Consider the following 23,372-nt stretch of genomic DNA (forward strand, 5'->3'; position numbering starts at 1 on the left):
GGCTGGCGGGGAGGCTGACCGTATCATGGTCGGGCTGCCCTCCGCCGGTCACGCGACGTTTTCCTCGGGCAGCGCCCTGTCCGTGGGGAGGAGGTGGAAGCTCCGGAAAAGGTGGTCGCCGGAGAAATCGCTGAAGGCGCGATGGGCGATGGAAGTGAGCTCGCGTGGCGGGATGAGGGTCGCCTCGCCCCGGTCGGCGAGCAGCAGGCCGATCGATTCACAGCCCCTCCCGGCGGCGAGATGGAGCGCGCGATCGATCGCTTGGACGGCGAAGTTCTTCTGCGCCGGGTGGCTCGCTTCCTCCACCACGCACCAGATGGGCAGCGGCCGCACGCTGGCATACCCGGCCGCGGCTTCGCCCGGCTGCCCGATCTTCCCCCCGGCCCCTGGCAGCAGGTGGCCCTTTGGCACCATCATCAGGATGGCATCAGGCATCGCAGCCTGCGGGACGGACGGAAATGCGGGAGGAGCTTCGGTCGTGAGTGTGGTGGTGTCGGGGAAATGTGGCATCTGCTGGGGCGACGTCAGGTCGGCTGACCGCATGACGGCGGGCCTGAGGGTGGTGGCCGCGAATCCGCACGGGCAAGGGTAAAAGCCGCCGGAGCCTGTGACGCACATGTTACAAGATCCCCCAGGTGCATGAAAACCAATGGATAGTGGATGCCAGTTGCATTACAAAATCCGGGCGAGGTCGTGTTATAATCCGCGAATCGCAATTGGTGTCTATGAGCGGGAAATTTTGTAATGCGGCGGAAATCGGCTCTCGGCCCTTTTCCGCGAGGGTGCGAGGTGGGCGGATTCCCCCGTCGCTGGGGGGCTCGTGAGGATTTTCACCGGGCCGGATATCGTGGCCGGTGAGTTATTGTTAGATGATAGTAATGACTGTGGTTTGACTCGCCGGAGCAGGTCTTGCGGGAACTTTTCCTAGCCCGGCGGAGGAGGGGTCTTATCGTCGGGTCCCTTCGCCGCCGGTAGGTGTCCTGGATTTCCGGGAGGGACGGAAACGTTCCGCGAAGCTTCACGCGGAACGCGCAGCATGGAAGAAACACGAAGATCACGATGGTTGTTGGTGAGCGATCTGGACGGCACGCTCACCGGTCACGAAGAAGGAATCAGAGCCCTCGCCGAGCTGGGCCACGAGATCACCCTGGTGGTGAACTCGAGCCGTCCGCGGACAAGCGTGCAGGCCACGCTGGATCAACTCCCGACCCGGCTTCCGGTCACGGCGCTGATCACGGCGATGGGCACGGAAATCATGGTGAGGGGCGAGGATTGCGCGAGATGGTCCCGGCGCTTCGAGGGCTGGGATCGTGCGCCCATCGATGCCTTCATGGAGAAGGTGGGCATCCTCCCTCATCTCCCGGGGCATCAGGCGAAGTACAAGGCGAGCTATCATGTGCCGGCTGACCGCTGGGAGCAGTATCGCAGGAGCGTCCTGGCTTTGGAGCCGGACAGCGTGGTCGTCACGTCTGGTGACAGCGATTTCGATGTTTTGCCGGCCGGTGCGGGCAAGGAGAAGGCGGCGGCGTGGCTGGCAGGTCTGCTAGGCTACGCGCCGGACAAGATGATCGTGGCCGGTGATTCCGGCAATGATGTGGCGATGTTCAACGCGGCATCCATGGCCATCGCGGTTTCAAATTCACGTCGCGAGCTGGTGGAAAGGGTTGACCCACGGAGGACCTACTTCGCGAAGGGCCCCTCCGCGCTCGGAGTCTTGGAGGGACTGCGTCACTGGGGTGCGCTGCCGGTGCTCGCTGGAAAGGAGGCGCGATGAGATCCGCATCGAAGCCATCGATCCTCATGCTTTCCATCCACGGCTACGTCGGCGCGGAGCCGGAGCTGGGCAAGCCGGACACGGGCGGCCAGGTCGTCTTCGTGCTGGAACTGGCAAAGCGGTTCGCGCGGCTCGGCTACAAGGTGGATCTAGTCACCCGGCGCTTCGACCGGCAGCCGGAGATGGATCGCATCAATCCCAATCTCCGCGTGTGGCGCATCCCCTTCGGAGGAAAGGGCTTTGTCCGGAAGGAGGACATGCACGGCCTGCTGCGCGACTTCGTCACGAATTTCATGACGGAGGCGAAGCGACGCGACCTTCGCTACGATGTGGTGAATTCCCACTACTGGGATGCGGGATGGGCCGGGCAGAGGATCGCCGAGGAACTCCGCATTCCCCATGTCCACACCCCGCATTCGCTGGGATCGTGGAAGCGGAAGGACATGAAAGGCTCCCGCGAGGAGGCGGAGCGGGTGTATCGCTTCGCCGAGCGGATCGAGAAGGAATTCCTCGTCTATCGGAACTGCGACCACATCATCGCGACCACCGAGCAGCAGTGTGACTTGCTGGGTGCGGACTACGGCATCCCGAGGAGCCAGGTGACGATGATCCCGCCGGGCATCGACGAGCAGCGCTTCACGCCGGTGATGCCCACCCGCTTGCACGAGATCCGGGAGTCGCTGGGCTTCACCCCGCACGATGTCTATTGCGTGGGACGGGCCGCGACGAACAAGGGGATCGACCTGCTGATTTCCTGCCTGCCCGGCTTGCGCAAGCTGGTGCCGGACGCCCGGTTGAAGCTGGCCATCGGGGCGGACTCGGAGCGCGACCGGGAGCGGGTCCAGCAGTGGCAGGCGCTCTCCCGCGAGCTGGGTGTGGAGGAAGCGGTGCAGTGGATCGGCTATGTGCCGGACGAGGCGATGGCGGACCACTATCGGGCGTCGGGCGTCTTCGCGCTTTCGTCGCGCTACGAGCCCTTTGGCATGACGGCGATCGAGGCGATGGCCTGCGGGACGCCCACGGTGGTGACGACGCATGGCGGCCTGCACGAGGCAGTCGATTTCGGCACCCACGCGCTGTATGCGGATCCGAAGGAGCCGGGCGAGTATGCCACGCTGCTGGCGATGCCGATGCGGCATGAGCGTCTGCGCGAGCGCCTGTCGGTGGAGGGTGCGCGTTTCTCCCGCCGGCAGTTCGGCTGGACCGGCATCGCAAGGCGGACACTGGCCGTCTTCGACCGCTACCGCGGCATCTACGAGGTGCCCGAGGAATACTCCGAATCAATCCCCTGATCCGATGGAAGAGACGACATCACCATCACCATCACCATCGCCGCGCATCCTTTTCCGCCCGGAGGAATACCGGGCGCTGAGCGGGGACGAGCGCAGCCTGCTCGCGGAGGGCTACCTGCGGGCGATCGAGACGGTCCGGAAGAACATCACGCCAAAGGGCTTCAGCGCTTGCTCGCTGGAGGACAATACCGTCTATGGCACCGATGCGAACTACCGCTCGGTATGGGCGCGGGATGGGGCGATCACCGCGCTGTGGACGGTGGATCTGGAGGATGAGGACATCCGGAAAGCGCAGGTGGATACCTTTGAGACGCTGCTCTCCCATCAGGCGGCGAACGGGCAGATCCCCGCGAACGTGAACATCGACACGGGCCTGCCCGAATACGCCGGTGTGGGGGGCATCGCGAGCATCGACAGCGTGATGTGGGTGATCGTCGGACTCGTCCACCTGTGCGAGGCGAGGCAGGACTGGAGCCTGGCATCCCGCCATGCCGCGCGCCTGCAAAAGGCGATGGATTGGCTGGCAGCCCATGACTCGAACAACTGCGGCTTGCTGGAAATCCCCGAGGCGAGCGATTGGGCGGATCTCTTCGGATTCAGCTATCACGTCCTCTACGACGAGGTGCTGTGGTACCGGAGCCTCGACTGCTACTCGCGGCTGCTTCACCATCTCGGCGAGGAGGAGAGGGCGGCGGACTACCGCAAGCACGCGGCCTTTGTCAGGACGAAATTCCTCAGCACCTTCTGGCCGACCACGCGGGCGGATACGGACGGCGAGGGCGGTCCGGGCCACACCTTCACCGACACCCAGTACGAGCTGGGAGATGCCCGCTACCTGGTCGCGCAGGTCTCGCCCTTCAGCTATAGCTGGCGGTGCGACGTGTGCGGGAACCTGTTGGCCTTCCTCACCGGCCTGCTGGATCACGAGCGGGCGCTGATGACCTTCCGCTTCCTGTGGGGCTGCGGGGTGAATGATCCGGGTCCGGTGAAAAACCTCTATCCGCCGGTGCAGGCCGGCGATCCCGAGTGGCGATCCTACTACACGGTGAACCTGCTGAACCTGCCGAACCACTATCACAATGGCGGCATCTGGCCCTTCATCGGTTCGATGTGGGTGCGCTTCATCCACCGGCTTGGCTTTGACGAGCTGGCCCAGCGGGAGCTGGTGAAGCTCGCGCGGACCTGCCAGCTCGGCATGTCATTCCCCTGGGAATTCAACGAGTGGCACCATGGTGTGACCGGTCGGCCGATGGGTAAGGCCCGCCAGGCCTGGAGCGCGGCCGGCTTCATCCGCGCCTGCCATGACCTCGAGGCGCTGCCGTCAGATATCTCGCATGCCATCTGAAGCCACCGCTCCCGCGGCATCCATCGGCGATCTGCCTGCCGCCACGCTTTCCCTTGAACCCGGGGCGGAAGGCGGCAGCAGGTTGGCGGGTTGGCTGCGGAGCCGCTTCAGCGACGGACATCGCTTCCTGGTGCTTTGCATTGTCGTCGGGTCGCTCTGCGGACTCGCCGCCGTGGGATTTCACCTGGCCATCCACGGGCTTTTCGAGTGGCTGTGGGGCTGGGCCTCCGCGGGAAGCACGGGGCGATTTTGTGCGATCCTGCTCGGGGCTCCGACACTGGCCGGCCTCGCGGTGGGGCTGGTGGTGAAGTTCCTCGCTCCGGAAACCGCCGGGAGCGGCATCCCGCAGACGAAGGCGGCCTACTACAATCACGGCGGGAAGATATCCACGCGGACCGGAGTCTTCCGCTTCTTGCTGGGGATGATCTACGTGGGGCTCGGCAATAGCCTCGGCCGTGAGGGTCCCACGGTGCATTTCAGTGCGGCCATCGCCTCGCGGATCGGCCGGTGGGCCTTTCGCGATCCGGTGCGGGTCCAGGCGATGCTGCCGGTGGGGATGGCCGCGGGGATTGCGGCAGCTTTCAATGCCCCGCTCTCCGCGTTGACCTTCGTCTTCGAGGAGTTGCTCGACAATTTTTCGATGAAGTCGCTCGGCGGCATTGTCGTGTCGGTGGTCATCGCCGCTGCCATCTCCCGCTCGATCCTGGGGGAGGACCCGGTGCTGCCGGTCCGCCTGTCGGAGGATTTCCAGACATCTCCCTGGATGCTGGTGGCTGTGCCACTGGGAATTGCGACCGGGCTCGTGGGGCATGGCTTCGTTCGCGGAATCCTGACCTTGAGGATGTGGTTCCGCGGCCGGGGCACGGCCCCGTGGCTGGCCCCGGCGTGGGGTGGCCTGGCATGTGGTGCCGTGGCGCTGGCGGCGTGGTTCCTCACGCAGGGAATGGGGGATGCCCGCCATTCGGTTTTCAGCATCGGCTACGATAGCCTGGTGGCGGCATTTGACGGGCACCTCGCGGTCGGGGTGATCGGGGTGCTGCTGGTGGGGAAATTCCTCGCGGTGCTGGTGGCGTATTCCAGCGGAGGTTCGGGCGGGTTGTTTTCGCCCACGCTTTTCCTCGGCGGCATGCTGGGCGGGCTGGTCGGGATGGGGCTGGTGAGCAGCCAGCATGCTGGCCACTGGATTCCCGCCCTGCCGCCGGACTCGCAGGCGGTGGGAGGCTGCGTGCTGCTGGGGATGGGGGCGATGTTTGCCGCGGTGGTGCGCTGTCCCTTCACCTCGCTGATCATCATTTTCGAGATGACGGGGAACTACTCCCTGATCCTGCCGCTGATGGCGGGGAACATGATCGCGTGGCAGATCGCCCGCCGCCTCCAGCCCGTCGGCATCTATGATAGCCTGCTGCTGCAGGACCACATCATCCTGCGGAAGCTCCCTGCGTATCGCGGGATGCAGGACTATCGGAAGCTCCCGGTGCAGGCCATCATGAGCTATGAGGTCTTTTCCCTGAGGGAAAGCGAGTCCGCCTGCGCCGCCCTGCTCAGGAGCTCCGGCGAGCAGCGCTCCTTCCGCGCCTACCCGGTGCTCAATGGCGACGGGCTGCTGGCCGGGGTGGTCCTCCGCGAAGATCTGGCCAGAGCGGGTGAAGATGAAACCGTGGGAGACATCGCCTCCCGGGAGCGGCTGCTGACGGTATTCCCCGAGACACCCATCCGCGACGCTGCCCGGCAGATGGTCGACCGCGGCCACCGGCAAGTCCCCGTCGTCAGCTCTGCCGACCCACGCAAGCTCCTCGGTTGGCTCACGCTGAATGACATCGTCCGCCGGCAGAACGAGGCGGAGGGGTGAATGGCGACGGTGAATTGCTGCCACCGATGAAAGGCAGACATGGCCATTACCGGCCTCCCGGCGACGCAAGCGCCGGGTCCGCCGAACTATCGTAGTATTAAAAAGGGAGATAATCCGGTGCGGGTTGCCGCAGGTTTGCCCCTTATGGCAGGGCCTCGGTGGCGGAGGTGTCAGGCAGTCCAAAAGGGGGAAATTCGGTTAATCCAGAAAGGATTACGAATTTTTCGCACCATGATCACGTAATGGCCGGGATTAAGCCTTGCGGCATTTTAGTGCAGTTAATACGTAGCACCGCGTCCCAGCAGAAAGGTCTCACTTAGGCTCTCCAAATGCTTCTCTGAGATCCGACTGCCGAAGCGGCAGCAATGTCGAATCGCGACCCACTTCCCTCCTCATGTCAGAAACAACCTGGTCTTGGCTGACCTTGGCACTGCTGCTGCCAGTGTCACTCGGATTCACGCGCCTCATGATCTACCTCGGCCCGAAGCTGGGATTGATCGATGTGCCGGACGAGCGTCGTATCCACACGAAACTGATCCCGCGTGCCGGGGGCATCGCGGTCTTCCTCACGATGTTGATCGGGATGGTCCTGCTCCATGCGAAGGGCCACGCGGGCATTCTGGGTGGGAAGTGGATGATGCATTTCCTGGCAGGCTCGACCATCCTGGTGGTGACCGGCATTGCGGATGACCGCTACGGCATCTCGGCGTGGGTGAAGCTGGGCGTGCAGATCCTCGCTTCGGCGGTGATGTTCAGCCACAATCCGTCTTCGGCGGGACTTTTTATGGGCTTCCAGATCCCGTGGTTCGTTGATCTGGGCATCCATGTGTTCTGGACCGTCGCGCTGATCAATGCCTTCAATCTCATCGACGGGATGGATGGCCTGTGCGGTGGTCTTGGAACCATCGCGCTCCTGATTTTGGCCGCGCTCGCCGCGGTGGGGGATCGTCCGGAAAATGCCTTCCTGATCTCGATCATGGTGGTCGCCCTGCTGGGCTTCCTCCGTTACAATTTCCATCCCGCCCGCATTTTCCTCGGTGACACGGGGTCGATGCTCGTGGGCTTCTTCCTCGCTTCGGTCGGCACGGAGACCGTCGGAAAGCACGCAGTGGTGGCGGGCTTGCTCATGCCGCTGCTGGTGGGTGGCATCCCCCTGCTGGATGTGGGCTTGGCCGTGTGGCGCCGCGGTGCGCGCCGGATTGCGGTTTCCCGTCCGGGTCAGGCCACCATCAAGATTTTCGGTCCGGACCGGGACCACCTACATCACCGGCTGCTGAATTGGGGGCTGACCCAGCGCCAGGCAGTGGTCGCGATCTATGCTTTCGCCGCCGTGATCTCCCTGATCGCGCTTCTGCCCATCCTCGGTGGCGCGAATTTCCTGACGCTCTCGGTGGTCGGCATCGTGATCATCGGCCTTGTAGGCCTGCGCTACATCGCTCCGGTCGAGTTCCTGGAAAGCGGTCGCGGATTGCGCGCCCTGATCCGGAAGCCCCGGTCGAGCCGGATGATGATGCTGTGCTACCTGTGCTACGACGCCGCCGCCCTTGCCGGTTCATTCTTCGCGGGTTGGTGGATCTTGTCGAAGGCCTCCAGAATGCCGATCGACTGGATCGACGCGGTCTCGAGCGCTTCGATTTTCACAGGCTGCACGGTTGCCGCGATGGGATTCGCCAAGGCGCACGCCCGCCGCTGGACGCGGGCCTCCGCCCATGACTTCGCCGAGTGCACCACCTGGCTCTTCTGCGGGGCCGGCATCAGCTTCACCCTGCTGGGGATGTCGCAGTCGGACTTCAGCTTCCATGACCTTGCGGTCCATTGCATCGCGCTCTGCATGGGTGCCACGGCCTTGTTCGCGCCGCGCAGCGTCGGCTTCCTCCTTCAGGAGAGCGTGATCGACACCATGCATCGCAAGCGCCGCCTCCGGAGCAGGAGTTCGAAGAAGGGCGTGATCATCTACGGTGCGGGCGACCTCGGTGAACTTTTCGTCTGCCACCTCCGCCTGACTCCTCCGGATAGCTGGATGGATTATCACTTTATCGGATTCATCGACGACAACGAAAGCCTGCGCGGCCGTCGCCTGCGGGGCTTCCCGATCCTCGGTTCGCTGGAGCATCTGCCCACCGTGGTGAAGCAAACGGGAGCGACGTCGATCATGGTGACCTCCAGCGTGATCTCCGAGGAGAAGTGGCAAGCCTTCGAGAGCCTCGCCCGCGAACTGGGTCTTGAGGTCCAGCGCTGGCAGCCCGCCTTGGAGCCGGAAAACCTGATCCCGGGCCGGAATGCCTCGACCCAGGCCGTGGCGCCTCCGACCGGGGAGATCCAGCCGGCTTCGGAATCGGCAGCCACGACCGGCCTGACGCCAGCATGATGGGCCGCTGAGCAGCATCTCCGGACGCACCTTGATGTCCTGCAGTGTGAATCCGGAGATTGTCGGGGAGCAGGGTGGACGCGCCGTCCTGCCTTGGCTCGTGCTGGTTTCCGGGGCGTGGTTGCAGCTCTACGTCGCTTGCACCTACGGGTGGCTCCATGGGGACTACTATGCCTATGGCTGGTACGTCCCGCCGCTGGCGGCCTTCTTCTGCTTCCGGCTGCGGCATCTCTGGTGGAATGCCCGGCCGAAGCCATTGCCGGTCTCGCTGGTCGTGCCGGGTCTGGTCCTTCTTTTCGCCGCGCTGACGGTCCTTCGCGTGATCAATCGCGTCGATCCCCGCTGGACGCTACCGCTGTGGATTCAAGCCAGCGTGGTCATCGGGCTCACGTTTTTCGCCCTTCATCGTATTGGCGGCAAGGTCATCGTCAGCCGGTTCGTCCCAATCGTCGTTTTCGCCGCGAGCGCGATCCCTCTTCCTTCGGAAGTCGAGCGACTGGTGGTCTCGAATCTTACCGACAGCGTGATTTTCACCTCGGTTCGACTGTTGGAATGGAGCGGCCAGCCCGTCCAAGCGATCGGGGATCAAATCGGCAGGATGGGGGATGTGGTCCGTGTGACGGAGGGCTGCAGCGGGATCAAGTCCGCACAGAGCTTCCTGATGGCGGCTCTTTTCTTCGGGGAATGGATGACGCTGCGGCTTGGTGGCCGTCTTCTGATGGTCGCGGCGGGGATCGTGATTGCCTGGACGCTCAATGTGCTACGTGCGTCCTCGCTCGCGTGGATCCGCTTCGAGCACGGCAGCGATGCCTTCGACCGGGCGCATGATCTGGCGGGCCTCGCTGCTTTCGTCGCAGGCTCCTCGATCCTCCTGATCATCTCCCGCTTTCTTGATTCAGGGAAACAAGGGCGACGTCTCGTCCGTCGCTCGGTAGGAGGGAGTGCGGCATGAAAGTGACCCTGAAGATTATCTTGGTCCTGCTACCTCTCGTCGGGGCGGAACTGGTCTCCAGATGGTGGATGAATCCCAAGCAGCGGGAGGCTCACGAACCTGTGCTCGAATTCAGTCCTCCTCATGATCAGGGTTGGCAGTTTGATGATGATGAGTTCCGGAAAGTACGCCCCGCACTTCAGTGCAGTAGGGGATTGATCGCAGACATCGCCGAAAAGGACCGCCCTGATGTGAGGGTGGCATGGTTTGCTTGGGACAATACAAGCACTGGCAATACAATGGAGGCATTCAAGCACATGCCTGACCAATGCATGGGAGGTATCGGGATGAAGCTCGAGAAAGCCTACGATGCACGGCGGTTCGTTAGTTCGGGGAACACGCTGGTATTCGACTCCACCCTTTTCCGCCCGCTCGGCGGAGGGGTTTCCGTCCACGTTTTCAAGTGCGTCTGGGTAGAGGGCTTGGAATCGCCCGATCTCAGAAACGGGATCGTATGGGGCTCCTCCGGCACCCAACTTCGGAGGCTCAGGCTCTCCTCGGCCGCCACCCGGTTCAAGCCTAGGCATACCCGCGTCGTGATGGGAGCGGTGGTGGGTGTCCCATCGGAGCAGTTGGCCTGGCATCGGTTTTCCACCGCGGTGCTGGGAAACCTGAAGTGGCAGGAAGCTCCATCGAAATGATGTGTCTTCGATCGGCTTCCCGTTTTCCTGAGTTCAGTTTTTCGCCCGTTCGAATCACGACTTTGGAGCCGATGGCCACCGGCGCTTGTCGGAACTGTTTTGGACGTCCAGAATTTCGAGGTTCATGAGCTTCGTCGAGAAATGCCACGACCGATGGGCGGACCTGCATCCGTTCTGGAGGTTCCTCACGGTGACCACGGTCGTTGCTGGCATTGCTTTTGTCGCCGGGAAGCCGGCCATCGGCTTTTATCGTGGCTGGCAGGATGACCGCCGGTTTGCGGATGCGGTCAAGGCCGACCAAGCCGGCAATCACGCGGAAGTCCGTGAACTTGCGCTCGCCGTGCTTCGCCGCGATGCCGGCCGCAAGGAGGCGATCCCGCTTCTGCTCCGGGCCACCGAGGCGCTTGGGGATCCTCGCCGCATCGAGGTCGCCCTTTCACTGCTGATGGATAAGACGGCCGCTGCGGATGAACGGCTCTTCGCCTGGAATATCGTGCGCGAAAACGTTCCCGCATGGATTCTTCAAGTGAGCTGGTCGGGTCTGGAGCCCGAAGTTCATGCGGATCCCCGGTTCGTCGCTCCGCTGATTGATCGGATGCTGTGGGATGGCATGTCGGGTGAAGCTCTGGCTACTCTTGACTCCCTGAAGTCACCGCTTCCACCGGATCTGGCATCTCGGCGGATGAAAGTCCTCGTCTCGATTGGGACCGACCAAGCATACGATACTTTCCAGCGGGAGTTGGTGAGCAGCCTTCCTCAACTGCCATCCGATTCGGAGGTCGTTGCCTTGCTTGATGATGTGCCCCAGAAGGCACTTCGGCCTGATCTTCACCGGGCCTTTCAGCAGTGGATGCAAAAAAGTGACGGTCCGACATCAGGAGTGGAGATGGAGTTCCGGCTCATCCGCTGCCAGATGGCAGCAGAGCCCGAGAGCGCCGACGAAATCTTCACCTCGGCATTTGCCAGGCATGGTGAGTCGCATCCTCTCGAGACCGCCCGCTGGTGTCTTCAGGTCGGGCGCTATCCGGAGGCTGACGGATTGCTGGGAAAGCTCGGCAGTACCGGGAATGAAGAGTCATTTCAGCTCCGCCTTCGTGCTTTGGAGGAGCTCAAGCAATTTGACCGATATGCCGAGGTGCTCGCTTCACCCCCATCGGGGACTTCGATGGCCTGGGTCCAATGTGAGACAGCTTTCGCTGCGGAAAATCGCCAGGATGCGAAAGCCCCAGACAGTGCTGCCGAAGCGGCATTGCGGGCAGCGAAGGAGGCGAATTCAGGCAAGGCCCTGATCGAGCTTGCCCGCCAGGCCGAGAAACGTGGATTGCAGGCTCTCGCTCAGCGGTCCTGGCTGGAGGCCATCCGCCGAGGTCCGGGACCACTGCCGTTGGCCAGCTCTCTCAAAAGCCTGATCGAGGGATTGGCTGAGGAGAAAAAGGAAACCGAGTTGTTCGAAGTACTTGCCACCTATCGGTCGCTGGAGCCGGGAAATCCGGTCGTCATCGTGCAGCACGACTATCTGGCGTGTCTTCTGGGCAGGATGACACCGGAGACGGTCGTTGCGGATCTCGAACCGATCCACACGCAATTTCCGGATGCCCTGCCCGCCGCCTGCACCCTCGCTCTCGCGCATCTCCTCCTTGGCGAATCGGCGAAAGCTGAATCCCTGACAAACAAGGAGATCGACTGGTTTGCGGCCAATCCATCCTACCGAGCGATACGTGGATTGGCCCTTCAAGGGAGAGGCAACAGGGAAGAGGCTCTCGTCTTCTTCGAGGACTTTCCTTGGGACGACCTCCTGCCTTCTGAAAAGAAAGTGCTGAGCGAACTCAACACGATGATGTCCGCGCCTCCCTTGAAGTGATCGCTCTCAAATTTCAAAAATAGTCCCAACGGTGTCGGATTCTTTAAAAATCATGAACATGCGGAGTCCTTTTTTGTCCGAATTAGCGAAAAGCTGCCATTTGCCTTGCCTGACGCTTTTTGAAGTTGGCTGGATGCTGGCCTGATCCGATTCGCAAGCCTCTCTGTTCTCCCGCTCCCTCAATTTTTTGATGAAACGCTTCTTTCTCCCACCCGGGCTCTTTCTGATCGCCAGCGCGACAGCTCAAGATTTCGAAACCGCCATCGACGATCAGGTTGCGACAGAAAGCGAAATCGTGACGGAAAGCGCTCCGATTTCCGCACCTGTGGCGGCGCCATCGGACGGTTTCCCCCAAGGAACCGGGCTCAGTCTGCCACCGGGCGGGGAAATGCTGCGCGGCTTCAAGCTCGGGCTTACCGCTTCTGCCGTGTTCGATTCGAACGTGGACTCCGGCCTCGGCGGATCGAAGAATGAGAGCGACCTGATTTTCACGGTTGGTCCTACATTCACCTATCGGGCTGAAGGTGGCCTCTGGAGCTTGGGTGCTAGCGGTGGCTTGAGCTATGCCAGCTATTTGGACAATTCGGATCTCGGGGGATTGGGCTACAATCTCGGAGTGAATTTTGGCTACAGCCCGAGCCGCCTCGATCTGAAGGGCTCATTTGGCACCAGCTTGACGGCCGGGAACAATCGCAACTACGGCGGGTATTCGGAGACCGTGAATTATAACACGGCGTTTTCCGCGTCCTACAAGTGGAGTGCGAAGACTTCCTTCGACGCTCGTTTCAGCTACAGATGGACAGATCCGGGCGACGTCGTTTCCGCCGTCGGCAATAGCTTCGGCGGCACGCAGGCAACCACCTTTGATTTGTCGGCCATGTGGCAAGCCACACCGCTGATACGGGTGGGTCCCGGCGTCGGATGGTCCTGGGAGAGCGGCGACAACCAGGTGGACCGCGAAACGGTGGGGCCGATCCTGAGACTCCAGTATCAACTCGCTCGCAAGATCTCCTTGGACAGCACCTTCGGGATGGACTTCGTCGATTACGCGGGTTCTGGCGGTGGCGATGACACCGCATTTTCCACGCGCATTGGCTTGAATTATCAGGCATCCCAGCTTTGGGGCATGAACCTATCGGTGTATCAGGGCACCACGGCAGACGGAGCGACCGCAGGAAACTACCGTGAGACGTCATCGGTCAATCTCGACTACCATCGTCGGATCCGGCGGGCCAATCTGGCCCTCGGGATCGGCTATGAGGCCAATGATCAGGTGAGCGTGACTGGCGGTGCCGTTGGCAATGGTGTTGGTGATTTCCTCATTTTCAAAGCGTCAGTTGGGATGCCGGTGTTCGGCCAGCGGGCTAGAGCGTCCACATTCTTCGACTGGCGTGAGGAGATGGAAGGTGGAAATGGGAATGACGATGGGTATCAAATCGGAGTCAGCCTCAGTTCGGGTTTTTAATCCTGAATAAGTTGCGTGATTTGGGAGCGTCGGGCGCATAAGGTGGATCATTAACTATCGAGCAAATCGGCCAAGTGGCCATTGGCGGGAGAATTGGCATGATCCGGGCTTTTGGCCGGGGGAGAAACCCGCCTTCCTCACTTGTTTCTTTTTGCCGATCGTCTAGAACCGCCTCGCCATGAACTTTCCCCTCCTCACTCGCTGGAAAACTCTGGTGTCGATCTTCTTCACGGTGGCAGCAGCGGCTGTTTCGACCGGAGCGGAGGATGATCCAGTCCTGAAGCAGGATGATTTGATCCGCATGTCGGTCTTCGAAGAGCCGGATTTGGATGCCAATACTCGCGTGATGAGGTCGGGAAGCATAGCTTTGCCTCTTATCGGGGACGTTCCTGTTGCAGGTCTCACGGTTTCGGAAGCGAACAAGCGAATCCGCGAACTCTACATTAGCGAAGAGTATCTGGTGGATCCCAAGGTGACGCTGACCGTTGAAGAATACTCGAAGGATTTCGTTTCCGTCATCGGATCTGTCCGCTCTCCCGGCGAATTCGCCCTCCCGCAGAATCGGAAATACGATCTCTCTGCCGCCTTGGCTGCCGCGGGCGGCCTGAGTCCTGAAGCGGATCTGAATGGGATCGTTGTAACCCGTGCCGATGGCAAGCAATCCACCCATTCGTCCGCCTCGCTTCAGGGAGGCGGAATGGTGCCTCTCTATCCAGGTGATCGGGTCCGTGTCGATCAGAGTCCTTACGTGAACAAGTCGGTCAAAGTGCTTGGGCAGGTGCGCAAGGCAGGTCCAGTGGCTTTCCCTCTCGATGGTCGCCTCGACATTGTCTCCGCGATCGCCGGGGCCGGCGGGTATACCGAGTTGGCGAATGAGAAGAAGGTGAACGTCAACCGCAAGGGGAAGGTCACTAGCCTCAACGTGAAGGAAATGACGGACAGAGGAGAGAAGCCCTACTTTCTGCTCCCAGACGACATTGTCACCGTTACCGAGCGCATGTGGTGAGCCTCATGTGAAGAATCCGCACCTCACGATGGGGCAAGCGGAAGTTCTGCCAAGGTTGCGAAACGCAATTGTCACAGCCGTAGTTCCTAAGTCTTTGTTCTCTCATCCCTGAATCTTCTAGGCTTGCGTAACAATCCTGAGAAGGGCATGGATCGCTCGCCCCTCCCCACGGGAAACTTCATTTTTTCATGTCTCGTTTGCCTACCTTTCCGTCCGCGCATTTCGATGAATTCGACGAGGATCCTCACGGCGAGGATCCAAAGCGCCAGGAATCCGGAGATAAGATGAAGCGGCTCGCGCTCGACCTTGTCGGGCGTTGGTACTGGATCGTCCTTGGACTGGTTCTCGGATATCTGGGGGCCTCTTACTACCTGTCAAAGGCCCCGAAGCAGTACTCGGCAACGACCACACTGCTGGTGAAACAGCAGACTTCGAGTGTGATGGCGCGTGATCAGGTGGACGAGATCGACCTGCGTACGCAGGAGGCCATGAACACGGTAGCCGAGCGCATTCGCCGGTTGGATTTGATGGAGCGGGTGGCATCGCGCGAAGATGTCCGCAGCCTTCCAGGACTGATCCCTCCCGTGGTCGATTGGCGCCCAGACTGGATGAAGGAGAAAGTGGATGAAAGTTCCGCGACTCCTGAACAATCGGTAGTCCCTCCTCCTGCCGCTCTGGGGGGATTGATCTCTCGCTGGACCACTGTTTCCATCCGCCGGATGACGCGGCTCATGGACGTTGCCGTTACGCACCCGGTTCCCGAGGTGTCCAAAGCCTTGGCCGATGCCATTGCCGACGAATATCTCAAGGAAGTTGCTGCCGCGCGGACTACAGGTCGTAGCAATTCGATCGATCTTCTTGGAAAGGGAATGGACGAAGCTCGCGAAGGCCTTCAGGCCGCGCGAGGCGCATTGGCTACCTATGCGCGAACACTCCAAGTCCAGCAGGCGCTTGATGCGAAGGAAATTGAAGTCACTGGTTTGCAGCGAAAGTACCTTCGGCGGCATCCAAAGATGATTACGGCAAATGGCGAGCTTGAGCGACTCAAGGAGAACTTTCTCGGTGAATTTGAGGTCGCAAGAAAGTCTCCGAGTGACCGGGTTTACTGGGATTCGGTATCCGACACTTTGCCTGATCGCGAAGCGTCGCCTGCCGAGTATCTGCGCACTGCGCGACAGCTTCTCATATCGCGCGCCAATGTTCTTCAGAGCGAGACTGACTCCCTGAACAAGGTCTACGAGACGATGATCGCCCAGCAAAAAGAGGCATCGGTCAACCAAGAGTCAGAAGAATCCAGCACCGAGATCAGCAGTGCCGCTCGGGTGCCCGGCTTCTCTTCAGCTCCAATGGCACGAAAGGTACATACCAGCGGAATTGCCGGAGGTCTGGCTGGCGGCCTTTTGATTGCTTTGCTGTTGGTCCGCCTCGACAACAAATACCATACAGTTGCGCAGATCGTCAGTGACACCGGCGAGACCGTTCTCGCAGCGGTTTCGGATATCCGCCCCCATCATCTCGCTGCTGCAGAGAAACAATATCTGAAGAGGCACCCGGATGCGGCCAAAAACGAAGACTTCCACGAGAACTGGGATGAGCGCATCATCTTCCGTCCAGGGGTATCATCCACGAGCTATGCTGAGATGTATCGCGTACTGCGTGCATCGGTGACCCTGCTTGGCGAGGAGGCCCGTCGCAAGATCACCCTGTTCTCCAGCGCACTTCCAGGGGAAGGCAAGACCTCCACGTCCACCAATTACGCCTTGGCCGCAGCAGGTCAAGGCCGTAAAACACTTCTCATCGATCTCGATCTTCGCAAGCCGTCTGTCCATAAGATGTTTGGTATGCAGCGTGAGCAGGAGAACGGCGGCATCACCGAATGTCTCGCCGGGATAGCTCCGTTTGAAAAGGTCATCATTCGCAACACCGGCCAGGAGAACTTTCACCTGATCTTGTCAGGCCGCCGAGCACCCAATCCTGGTGAACTGCTTGATACCGGACGTCTCAAGGCAATCCTCGCCCGAGCATGCCAAGAATATGATGTGGTCGTTCTCGACACGGCGCCTTTACTAGCAGTCCCGGACACCCGCATCGTCGCGCCTTTGGCCCACAACGTCTGTCTCGTCGCCCGCGCCGAATATACGCCGAAGGGGGCTGTCCGTCGCGTCCTCGACGTTCTGCGAGAAGATGGAACCACGCTCAGCGGTATCGTCTTCAACGGCTTCAAAGAAAAGCGCCGTCTGATTGGCGAAAACTACTCCTACGGCTACTACCGTACTTCACGCTACGGTCGAGCCTACCGTTACGGCTACGGCAGCTACGGGTCCTATGGTGCCGACGATGAGGATGAGAAAGATTTGCCGAAGCGCGGGAACCGTCGCAAACGGCGCTAGAATGGCAGCTCGCTTTTTGCCCATCGAAATACGCGGCAACAAATAGTTTGCAAAGTTCGGAAATTCTTGAACCAAAGGCATGGAGTTGTTATCCATCTTCCATGTCCGCGCACTCCCACACAGCAGAGATCCAGACCCGGGAGTTGCTGGGAGCATACTTCTGCCGAATGGCGGATACGGTGGGGTTACCCCGCTCAGTCGCAATGATCTATCACCTCCTGTTTCTCTCCCACACACCTTTGAGTTTCGGCGACATCGTAGAGCAGTCGGGATTGAGCAAGGCCAGTTCCTCCATCGGATTGCGCTTCCTTCAGCGGATGCGGGGTGTCCAGATTGTTGTGTTGCCAAACGATCGGCGCACATTTTACCAAGCCGAGTTATCAGTTCGGTGCTTGATACACGGCTTCGTCCGCGAAAATTTGCAGCCTGGCATGGACGCCGGGCAGCAACTCCTTGACCGCGCTGCGGCAAACGCATCGGCAATGGAGCTTTCTCCTCTCCTTCTCGAACGGCTCGGGAGCCTCCGTAGTTGGCATTATCTCGCCCACGAACTCCTCCCCTCTTTGGCCTCGCTTGAGCAGCATCCAAGCTCATCCAACACGCCGCCTCCTGCCAAATGTCCTCCCCCGACGACTAGCGACCCCATTGACTTTTCCCACATCAATCCCTGACGCATTTCGAGCGCATCAGGCAGACTTCCCATCAGGTTCTCTGCAATCGATCGAGGCTCGATCCCGTCGATTCCGCTACATCCAGATTCTCGACCAAAGGTTTTCAGGCCTAGAGCCCTGAATCGACCAAAGGCGGCAGCGTGCAATTCACCTCTCAGAGGAAAATTTGCCAGGAGGATAACTCCATGCTGCCATGGCTAGAAGGCATCTCCACTCGCCGCCTCCTGTTCTTTCCCGCTTCCCCTCGATTCCCCGGCCCCGAATCCATGCGCATTCTGGTCACCGGAGGAGCCGGTTTCCTCGGCTACTATCTCTGCGAACGCTTGCCTGCCGAAGAACATAAATCCTTAGCCTCGATAATTTTCACACTGGTCGAGAGCAAAACGTGGAGCAACTGCTAGGTTGCCGCTAGAGCCCTTTCTAGGGTGGCGGCGAGGCCGATGGCGGGCAGTAATCCAGCCGACGCCAAGGCGCGGATTCCCTTCTTCCCGTGCCTCGCCGGCATGGAATTAACAGCAGGTTTCCCCCTTTCATGAATATCCTACTCACCGGAACCGCCGGCTTCATCGGCGCACGTACTGCAGAGTTATTGCTCGACGACGGCCATCAGGTGGTCGGGGTCGACAATCTGAATGACTATTACGACCTGCGCGTCAAAGAGCATCGTCTCGACAGACTCGTCTCGCGCCCCAATTTTCGCTTCGTCCACACGGACTTGGAGGACAGGGATGCAGTGCACGCCCTGTTCAAGGGAGCGTCCCACGATGCCGTGGTGAACCTCGCGGCACGCGCGGGGGTCCGCGCGAGCATTGAGGACCCGCATGCCTACGTGGCCACCAACGCGTCCGGCACATTGAATCTCTTGGAATCAATGGTCTGCAATGGAGTGGGCAAACTCGTCATCGCCTCCACGTCATCGCTCTATGCGGGACAGCCGATGCCCTTCGACGAAAGTGCCGTTGTCACCCGCCCCATTTCCCCCTATGCCGCGAGCAAGCTTGCGGCGGAATCACTATGTTATGTCTGGCATCATCTCCACGGCCTGGACGTCACGATACTGCGCTACTTCACGGTTTACGGTCCCGGCGGCAGGCCTGACATGGCGCCCTTCCGGTTCTGTGAATGGATTCGCCGCGGCGAACCGATTACCCTCCATGGCGATGGGAACCAAACCCGCGACTTCACTTATATCGACGACATCGCCCGTGGGACGGTGGCGGCGCTGCGACCGGTGGGCTATGAAATCATCAATCTTGGCGGAGGCAATGATCCGATCAGCATCAACGAAATGATCAGAGAACTCGGAGGACACTTCGGCAGGGTCCCCGTCGTGAATCATGCACCCGCTGTTTCCGCAGACATGCAGGACACCTCCGCCAATATCTCCAAGGCAGCGCGACTGCTGGACTGGAAGCCCCGGATTCCGTGGCAGGACGGCTTCCGCATGACGGCCGCATGGCACGCGGAGCAAGGCGCGTGGCTGGACGACATCGTGATGTGATTCGCCACCGGATTCCCCGCCAGAATCAACGACAGATCAATGAGCCGTATCCGGACCGCCATCAAGACGACCGCGATCAGCCACGCCTTCGCGTTGACGGGAATTATCCTGTCGGCGGTAACGGTCCCGCTCTACCTGACGTGGCTGGGCGCTGAAAGATACGGAATCCTCCTGACGGGCCTGTCTTTCGCGGGATACCTGATGTTCTCCGACGCCGGTCTGTCCTGGGCTTCGATGCTTTTGATCTCCCAAGCCCACGGGCGTGGGGACAAGCGCACGATCCAGTCAATCCTCAGAACCAGCTTCGGCCTGGCCGTCTGCTCAGCCATGGCGGTGCTGCTGGTCGTCGTCGCTGCCTATGCCGCTTTCACCCATTCAGCGGGCTACCTGCCCTCGATCTTTCCCAGACACAGCGAGTTTCCCGGTCTGGCTCTGTCCATCGGCGCCTCGACGATTCTCACCCTGCTGCTCTCTCCCATCTACAACCTCTTCGTAGGACTTCAGGAAGCGCATGTTACTGCAGTCTACCAAGGTACGGGACGCCTGATAGGCACCGCAACAGCGATCGGAATGGCTGCTGCCGGGGCACCACTGGGGTGGATCTTCGCTACCAACGTGGCCGCTTCGCTGGTTGTTGGAATTGTCGCTGTCGTGCATTGCTGGAAGCGGCACTCATGGGCTTTCACAAGGGAAGGGCCGCTCTGGGACCCCGCCCAGATAAGACAGCAAGTGAGAGTGGGAGCCAAGAGCTTCATGATGCAGATCGGCGGCGTGTTATGGGGCACCGCACCCGTAATGGCCATCAGTTCGATGGCGGGCCCGCAGTTCGTCCCCTTTTTCACGATCCCCCTGACACTGATCAACACTCCGCTCGCGATCGTCTCCTCCCTTAGTTCCAATCTCCAGGCAGGTTATGGCGAGGCCATCGCCCGGGGCGAGGTCGAGTGGATCGCCACCACGGTGACACGGTTCCTCCGCAATACCATTGTTATCCTGGGACTATTGGGTTGCGGCTACCTGTTGCTTTCACCGGCACTGATCGACCTCTGGACTCACGGCAAGATCACCACTTCCCCGCAGATGCTCGCAAGCGTGCTCATTTACGCGGCGATGGGATCCGTTCTCAACGTCTTCCGCTTCGCACTGACGGGAATCAACCGCCACAAGGTGGCCGCACTCAGCGATCTGGCGTGCGGTTTGCTCGCAATCGTCCTGGCACACGTGGCAGTGAAGTCCTTCGGTCCGGACTTCTTCGGGCTGGGAATCCTAGCAGCATGTCTCCTCACGAGCGTGTGGATCATTCCCTACAGCCTGCGGCGGGCCTTGTCCTCGTCGCAGCTGTGGCCCACGGTCGGTTTCTGGTCGCGCATTGGGCTGGTAGTTCTCCTCACTGGCAGCGCGGGCACGGCGTTCTCGATGTTGAAGCTCTCGTCCGGAGCCATTTTCCTGTCGGGAGGCGTGGTTGTCGTGCTGACGGTCTACTGCTTGCTCATCTGGAAACTCCTGCCCGAGGAGAATCAGTACTTGCGGTCGATAGTGCGAACCTTCCGGAGGAAGGGTTGAAAGACATCCGCGCCAGCGGTCAAAGCCCGGTGAATCCACAGGGCGACCCTCCGGGCCTCCTCATCCTGTTAGCATATCCTTGAACTCAAATTCATAACCTGTTGAAGATTCTCGTCATTGCCGACCCCAAGATCGCCGTCCCCCCTCCTCAATATGGAGGAGCCGAGCGGATCATCTCGTACCTCTGCAGCGAGTTTCACAAGTTGGGCCATGACGTCGTGTTGATGGCCGGACCAGGGTCCAGACTCAACGGCGGCGAGCTGATTGTTCATCACTCGCCGGCACCAGGGAAGATCTCCCGCATCCACCGCCGCCTTCTCTTTCATATGACGAGCATGCGGCAAGCCTTGACCGCTGACGTGGTTCTCAATTTCGGAAGGCTGGACTACCTGACCCCGATCCTAGCATCTAAGATTCCGCTCGTCTGCAGGTTTGGCAATCCGGTTCCCCAGTCTCAAATCGACTGGTTGTTGGCCAGGCGTTCCTCGAACCTCCGGCTGATCGGAGTGAGCCTCGATCAGATAAAGCATCTCAAGTCGACCGCGGGCTGGGATGTGATCTACAATTCGACCGACCTGGAGAAATTCAAATTCCATCCGGCCTGCAGCGAGCCCCGCTATCTTGCATTCTTGGGCCGCATCACTCACAACAAGGGTGCCGACACCGCAATCCGGGTGGCGAGGCAGGCTGGCTTGAAGCTGAAAATAGGAGGCAATATCGGAGATGAGGCGGGAGACGCCGAATTCTTCGAAAAGGAGATCCGGCCTCATCTGGGAGAAGATGTCGAATGGCTGGGCCCCGTGGGCGACGCGGCCAAGCAATCGCTGCTCGGAGGAGCATTTGCCACGATCTTCCCCATTCGCTGGCCTGAGCCCTTTGCGAACGTCGTGGTAGAGTCGTTGGTTTGCGGCACACCGGTGATTGCCACGCGATGTGCATCAACTCCGGAGATTATCACAAACGGGGAAAATGGCTTTCTTGGAGATGACGAAGAGGCTTTGGCGGGCCTGGTGAATCGTATCCCTTCGGTCAGCCGCATGACATGCCGCCGCGGTGTCGAAGAGCGTTTCTCTGCCCACGGGATGGCAAGGGCTTACGTCCGTGTGATCCAGGAATTGGTGGAGAAGGGCAATGCCAATTGAAATCACCGGTTCCGCTTGATTGCACGTCGCTCCCCGGCTACGGGCTCCCCACATCTTCCGGCCTCCGCCAACGTCCTCCTCGAGATATCGCATCCCTTCGACCCGGCAAATCAACCTTGCTCGAACATCAGGAATCTGAAGCACGCAAATTGACAAAGATTGTCCATATCCTGCTTGGAGCTGATCGCGGCGGCTGTGAAGCGAATTCCCTTTGCCTGATCCGTGAAGCTGCCGGGGTCAGCCATCAGGTGATGATTCTTGGTCCCCCGGGTGAAATGACTCCCGAGATGGAGGCTGCAGGGGCCACTGTCACGCATCTGGACTCAGCCAGAAGAAGGCGCTCCATCCGCTCGCTTGCCCGGAAGGTTTTGGAGGATTCCGTCGACGGGGTCGTCATCTGGCACGGCATGGTATGCCTTCCGGAAATTCTCGCCGCACTGCGCGACTTCAGCGGCACCGTGCTCGTCCATGGTGGCAATCCGGCCAACAATCTCTCCTCCAGGACCGACCTGCGCTTCTTGATACGCGAAAAATGGCTGGGGCGCCGCGCACAGGCCACATATGTCTGCTGTACCCGGTATGTTGCCGACTCATTCCAGCGCAGCGCCTACCTCAAGAGGTTCCCGGTGGTCGTGGTTCCCAACGGGATCAAGAACCCTCCCGCCCTGCCCTACGCTCCTCGCGAAATTATCGCGGGAGTATCGCCTGTCATCGGGATGGTTGCCCGCCTGGACGCGATCAAGGATCACCGCACGCTGCTTCAGGCATTCTCGTTGCTGCTCGCCCAGTGGCCCGGCGCCCGGCTCGAGCTCGCCGGCGACGGTGACCAGCGTGAGGCCTTGGAATCCCACGCAACCCGTCTCGGCATTTCCGCCAACGTCGCCTTCCTCGGCATGGTGCCTGATGTTTACCATTCGATGCGCCACTGGGATCTCTTCGCTTACTGCACGACTGAAATGGAGGGGCTCGGAAACGCCTTGGCCGAAGCAATGGCTTATGGCCTCCCTTGCATCGCCAGCGAAGTCGGACCGGTGAGGGAAGTTGGGGAAAATTCCATCCACTATGTTCCCCAAGGGGATCCCACGGCACTTCGCGACGCCATGGTCCGGTTGATGAACGATTTCAAGACGAGACAGGCACTGGGAAGCATGGCGCGGGAGCGGGCGCTGGAGCAATTTTCCGCCCGATCGTTCGCAAGGAAATATGTCTCCCTGATCCGGGCGGATCACGATCCTGAAACGATCCGGCCCGAAGACCGCGACATCCGATGCGGCTCCCGCGAGACAGGCTGATTTCCCTTGGAGAAACCTTGATTCAAGCCGGTCGCCGGTATCCCATCGCCGATCACACCGGCGGATGGTATCCAAGCTCCCAAACAGAGAGTCCACCATGAACCACCTTCTCTGCATTCCGGCTTCCGGGCGCATGCCCGCTGGCCAAGCCTCCGGAAAAAAAAGGATTTCCGGCACCACAATCGAGCCCGGGACGCATGTCAACGGCAGCGTCCACAGGG

16 protein-coding genes and 1 pseudogene are annotated in these 23,372 nt (G+C 60.5%); 16 read left to right on the forward strand and 1 reads right to left on the reverse strand.

Annotated elements, in window-relative coordinates; translation table 11 throughout:
* Window positions 1-48: 48 nt before the first annotated feature.
* On the reverse strand, window positions 49-543 hold the full coding sequence (locus tag OKA04_RS21370) for a hypothetical protein (RefSeq protein WP_264503255.1): 495 nt from the start codon (window positions 541-543) through the stop codon (window positions 49-51).
* A gap of 526 nt (window positions 544-1,069) precedes the next feature.
* Between OKA04_RS21370 and OKA04_RS21375 the strand changes: the two genes are divergently transcribed.
* The 16 genes and pseudogenes from OKA04_RS21375 to OKA04_RS21445 all read left to right on the forward strand — a co-directional run bounded on the left by OKA04_RS21375 (window position 1,070) and on the right by OKA04_RS21445 (window position 23,151).
* The gene (locus OKA04_RS21375) at window positions 1,070-1,774 is read left to right on the forward strand and encodes an HAD-IIB family hydrolase (RefSeq protein ID WP_264503256.1); all 705 of its coding nucleotides are present in this window, start codon (window positions 1,070-1,072) and stop codon (window positions 1,772-1,774) included.
* A 26-nt stretch (window positions 1,775-1,800) separates the two neighbouring features.
* Window positions 1,801-3,066, forward strand: a complete 1,266-nt coding sequence (locus tag OKA04_RS21380; protein WP_264503257.1) for a glycosyltransferase — start codon at window positions 1,801-1,803, stop codon at window positions 3,064-3,066.
* Between the two features lie 4 nt (window positions 3,067-3,070).
* Window positions 3,071-4,411, forward strand: a complete 1,341-nt coding sequence (locus OKA04_RS21385) for an amylo-alpha-1,6-glucosidase (protein ID WP_264503258.1) — start codon at window positions 3,071-3,073, stop codon at window positions 4,409-4,411.
* Entirely contained in the window at window positions 4,401-6,260 is a 1,860-nt protein-coding gene (locus OKA04_RS21390) for a chloride channel protein (protein ID WP_264503259.1), read from the forward strand. The genes OKA04_RS21385 and OKA04_RS21390 overlap by 11 nt, the downstream gene beginning before the upstream one ends.
* A 394-nt stretch (window positions 6,261-6,654) precedes the next feature.
* Window positions 6,655-8,628 carry a hypothetical protein gene (locus OKA04_RS21395; RefSeq protein WP_264503260.1) on the forward strand — a complete coding sequence of 658 codons (1,974 nt, stop codon included), beginning with the start codon at window positions 6,655-6,657 and terminating at the stop codon, window positions 8,626-8,628.
* 34 nt (window positions 8,629-8,662) lie between these two features.
* On the forward strand, window positions 8,663-9,580 hold the full coding sequence (locus OKA04_RS21400; protein WP_264503261.1) for an exosortase/archaeosortase family protein: 918 nt from the start codon (window positions 8,663-8,665) through the stop codon (window positions 9,578-9,580).
* Window positions 9,577-10,260, forward strand: coding sequence for a hypothetical protein (locus tag OKA04_RS21405; RefSeq protein WP_264503262.1), 684 nt, complete (start codon window positions 9,577-9,579; stop codon window positions 10,258-10,260). The genes OKA04_RS21400 and OKA04_RS21405 overlap by 4 nt, the downstream gene beginning before the upstream one ends.
* Window positions 10,261-10,384: 124 nt before the next feature.
* Window positions 10,385-12,121, forward strand: a complete 1,737-nt coding sequence (locus tag OKA04_RS21410) for a tetratricopeptide repeat protein (protein ID WP_264503263.1) — start codon at window positions 10,385-10,387, stop codon at window positions 12,119-12,121.
* Between the two features lie 190 nt (window positions 12,122-12,311).
* Complete coding sequence (locus OKA04_RS21415; protein ID WP_264503264.1) at window positions 12,312-13,586, forward strand: TonB-dependent receptor; 1,275 nt, start codon at window positions 12,312-12,314, stop codon at window positions 13,584-13,586.
* Between the two features lie 178 nt (window positions 13,587-13,764).
* Entirely contained in the window at window positions 13,765-14,592 is an 828-nt protein-coding gene (locus OKA04_RS21420; RefSeq protein ID WP_264503265.1) for a polysaccharide biosynthesis/export family protein, read from the forward strand.
* A gap of 188 nt (window positions 14,593-14,780) precedes the next feature.
* Window positions 14,781-16,982, forward strand: coding sequence for a polysaccharide biosynthesis tyrosine autokinase (locus tag OKA04_RS21425; RefSeq protein ID WP_264503266.1), 2,202 nt, complete (start codon window positions 14,781-14,783; stop codon window positions 16,980-16,982).
* A gap of 937 nt (window positions 16,983-17,919) precedes the next feature.
* Window positions 17,920-18,053: pseudogene (locus tag OKA04_RS24690) on the forward strand (NAD-dependent epimerase/dehydratase family protein); the annotation flags it as partial.
* Window positions 18,054-18,185: 132 nt separating this feature from the next.
* Entirely contained in the window at window positions 18,186-19,154 is a 969-nt protein-coding gene (locus OKA04_RS21430) for an SDR family NAD(P)-dependent oxidoreductase (protein WP_264503267.1), read from the forward strand.
* A 39-nt stretch (window positions 19,155-19,193) separates the two neighbouring features.
* Window positions 19,194-20,717 (forward strand): lipopolysaccharide biosynthesis protein, encoded by a 1,524-nt coding sequence (locus OKA04_RS21435; RefSeq protein WP_264503268.1) that lies wholly within the window; start codon window positions 19,194-19,196, stop codon window positions 20,715-20,717.
* Between the two features lie 101 nt (window positions 20,718-20,818).
* The gene (locus OKA04_RS21440) at window positions 20,819-21,859 is read left to right on the forward strand and encodes a glycosyltransferase family 4 protein (protein WP_264503269.1); all 1,041 of its coding nucleotides are present in this window, start codon (window positions 20,819-20,821) and stop codon (window positions 21,857-21,859) included.
* A 116-nt stretch (window positions 21,860-21,975) separates the two neighbouring features.
* Window positions 21,976-23,151 (forward strand): glycosyltransferase, encoded by a 1,176-nt coding sequence (locus tag OKA04_RS21445; protein ID WP_264503270.1) that lies wholly within the window; start codon window positions 21,976-21,978, stop codon window positions 23,149-23,151.
* The last annotated feature ends 221 nt before the right edge of the window (window positions 23,152-23,372 follow it).

The sequence above is a fragment of the Luteolibacter flavescens genome (assembly GCF_025950085.1).
GTDB classification, from domain to species: Bacteria; Verrucomicrobiota; Verrucomicrobiia; order Verrucomicrobiales; family Akkermansiaceae; genus Haloferula; species Haloferula flavescens.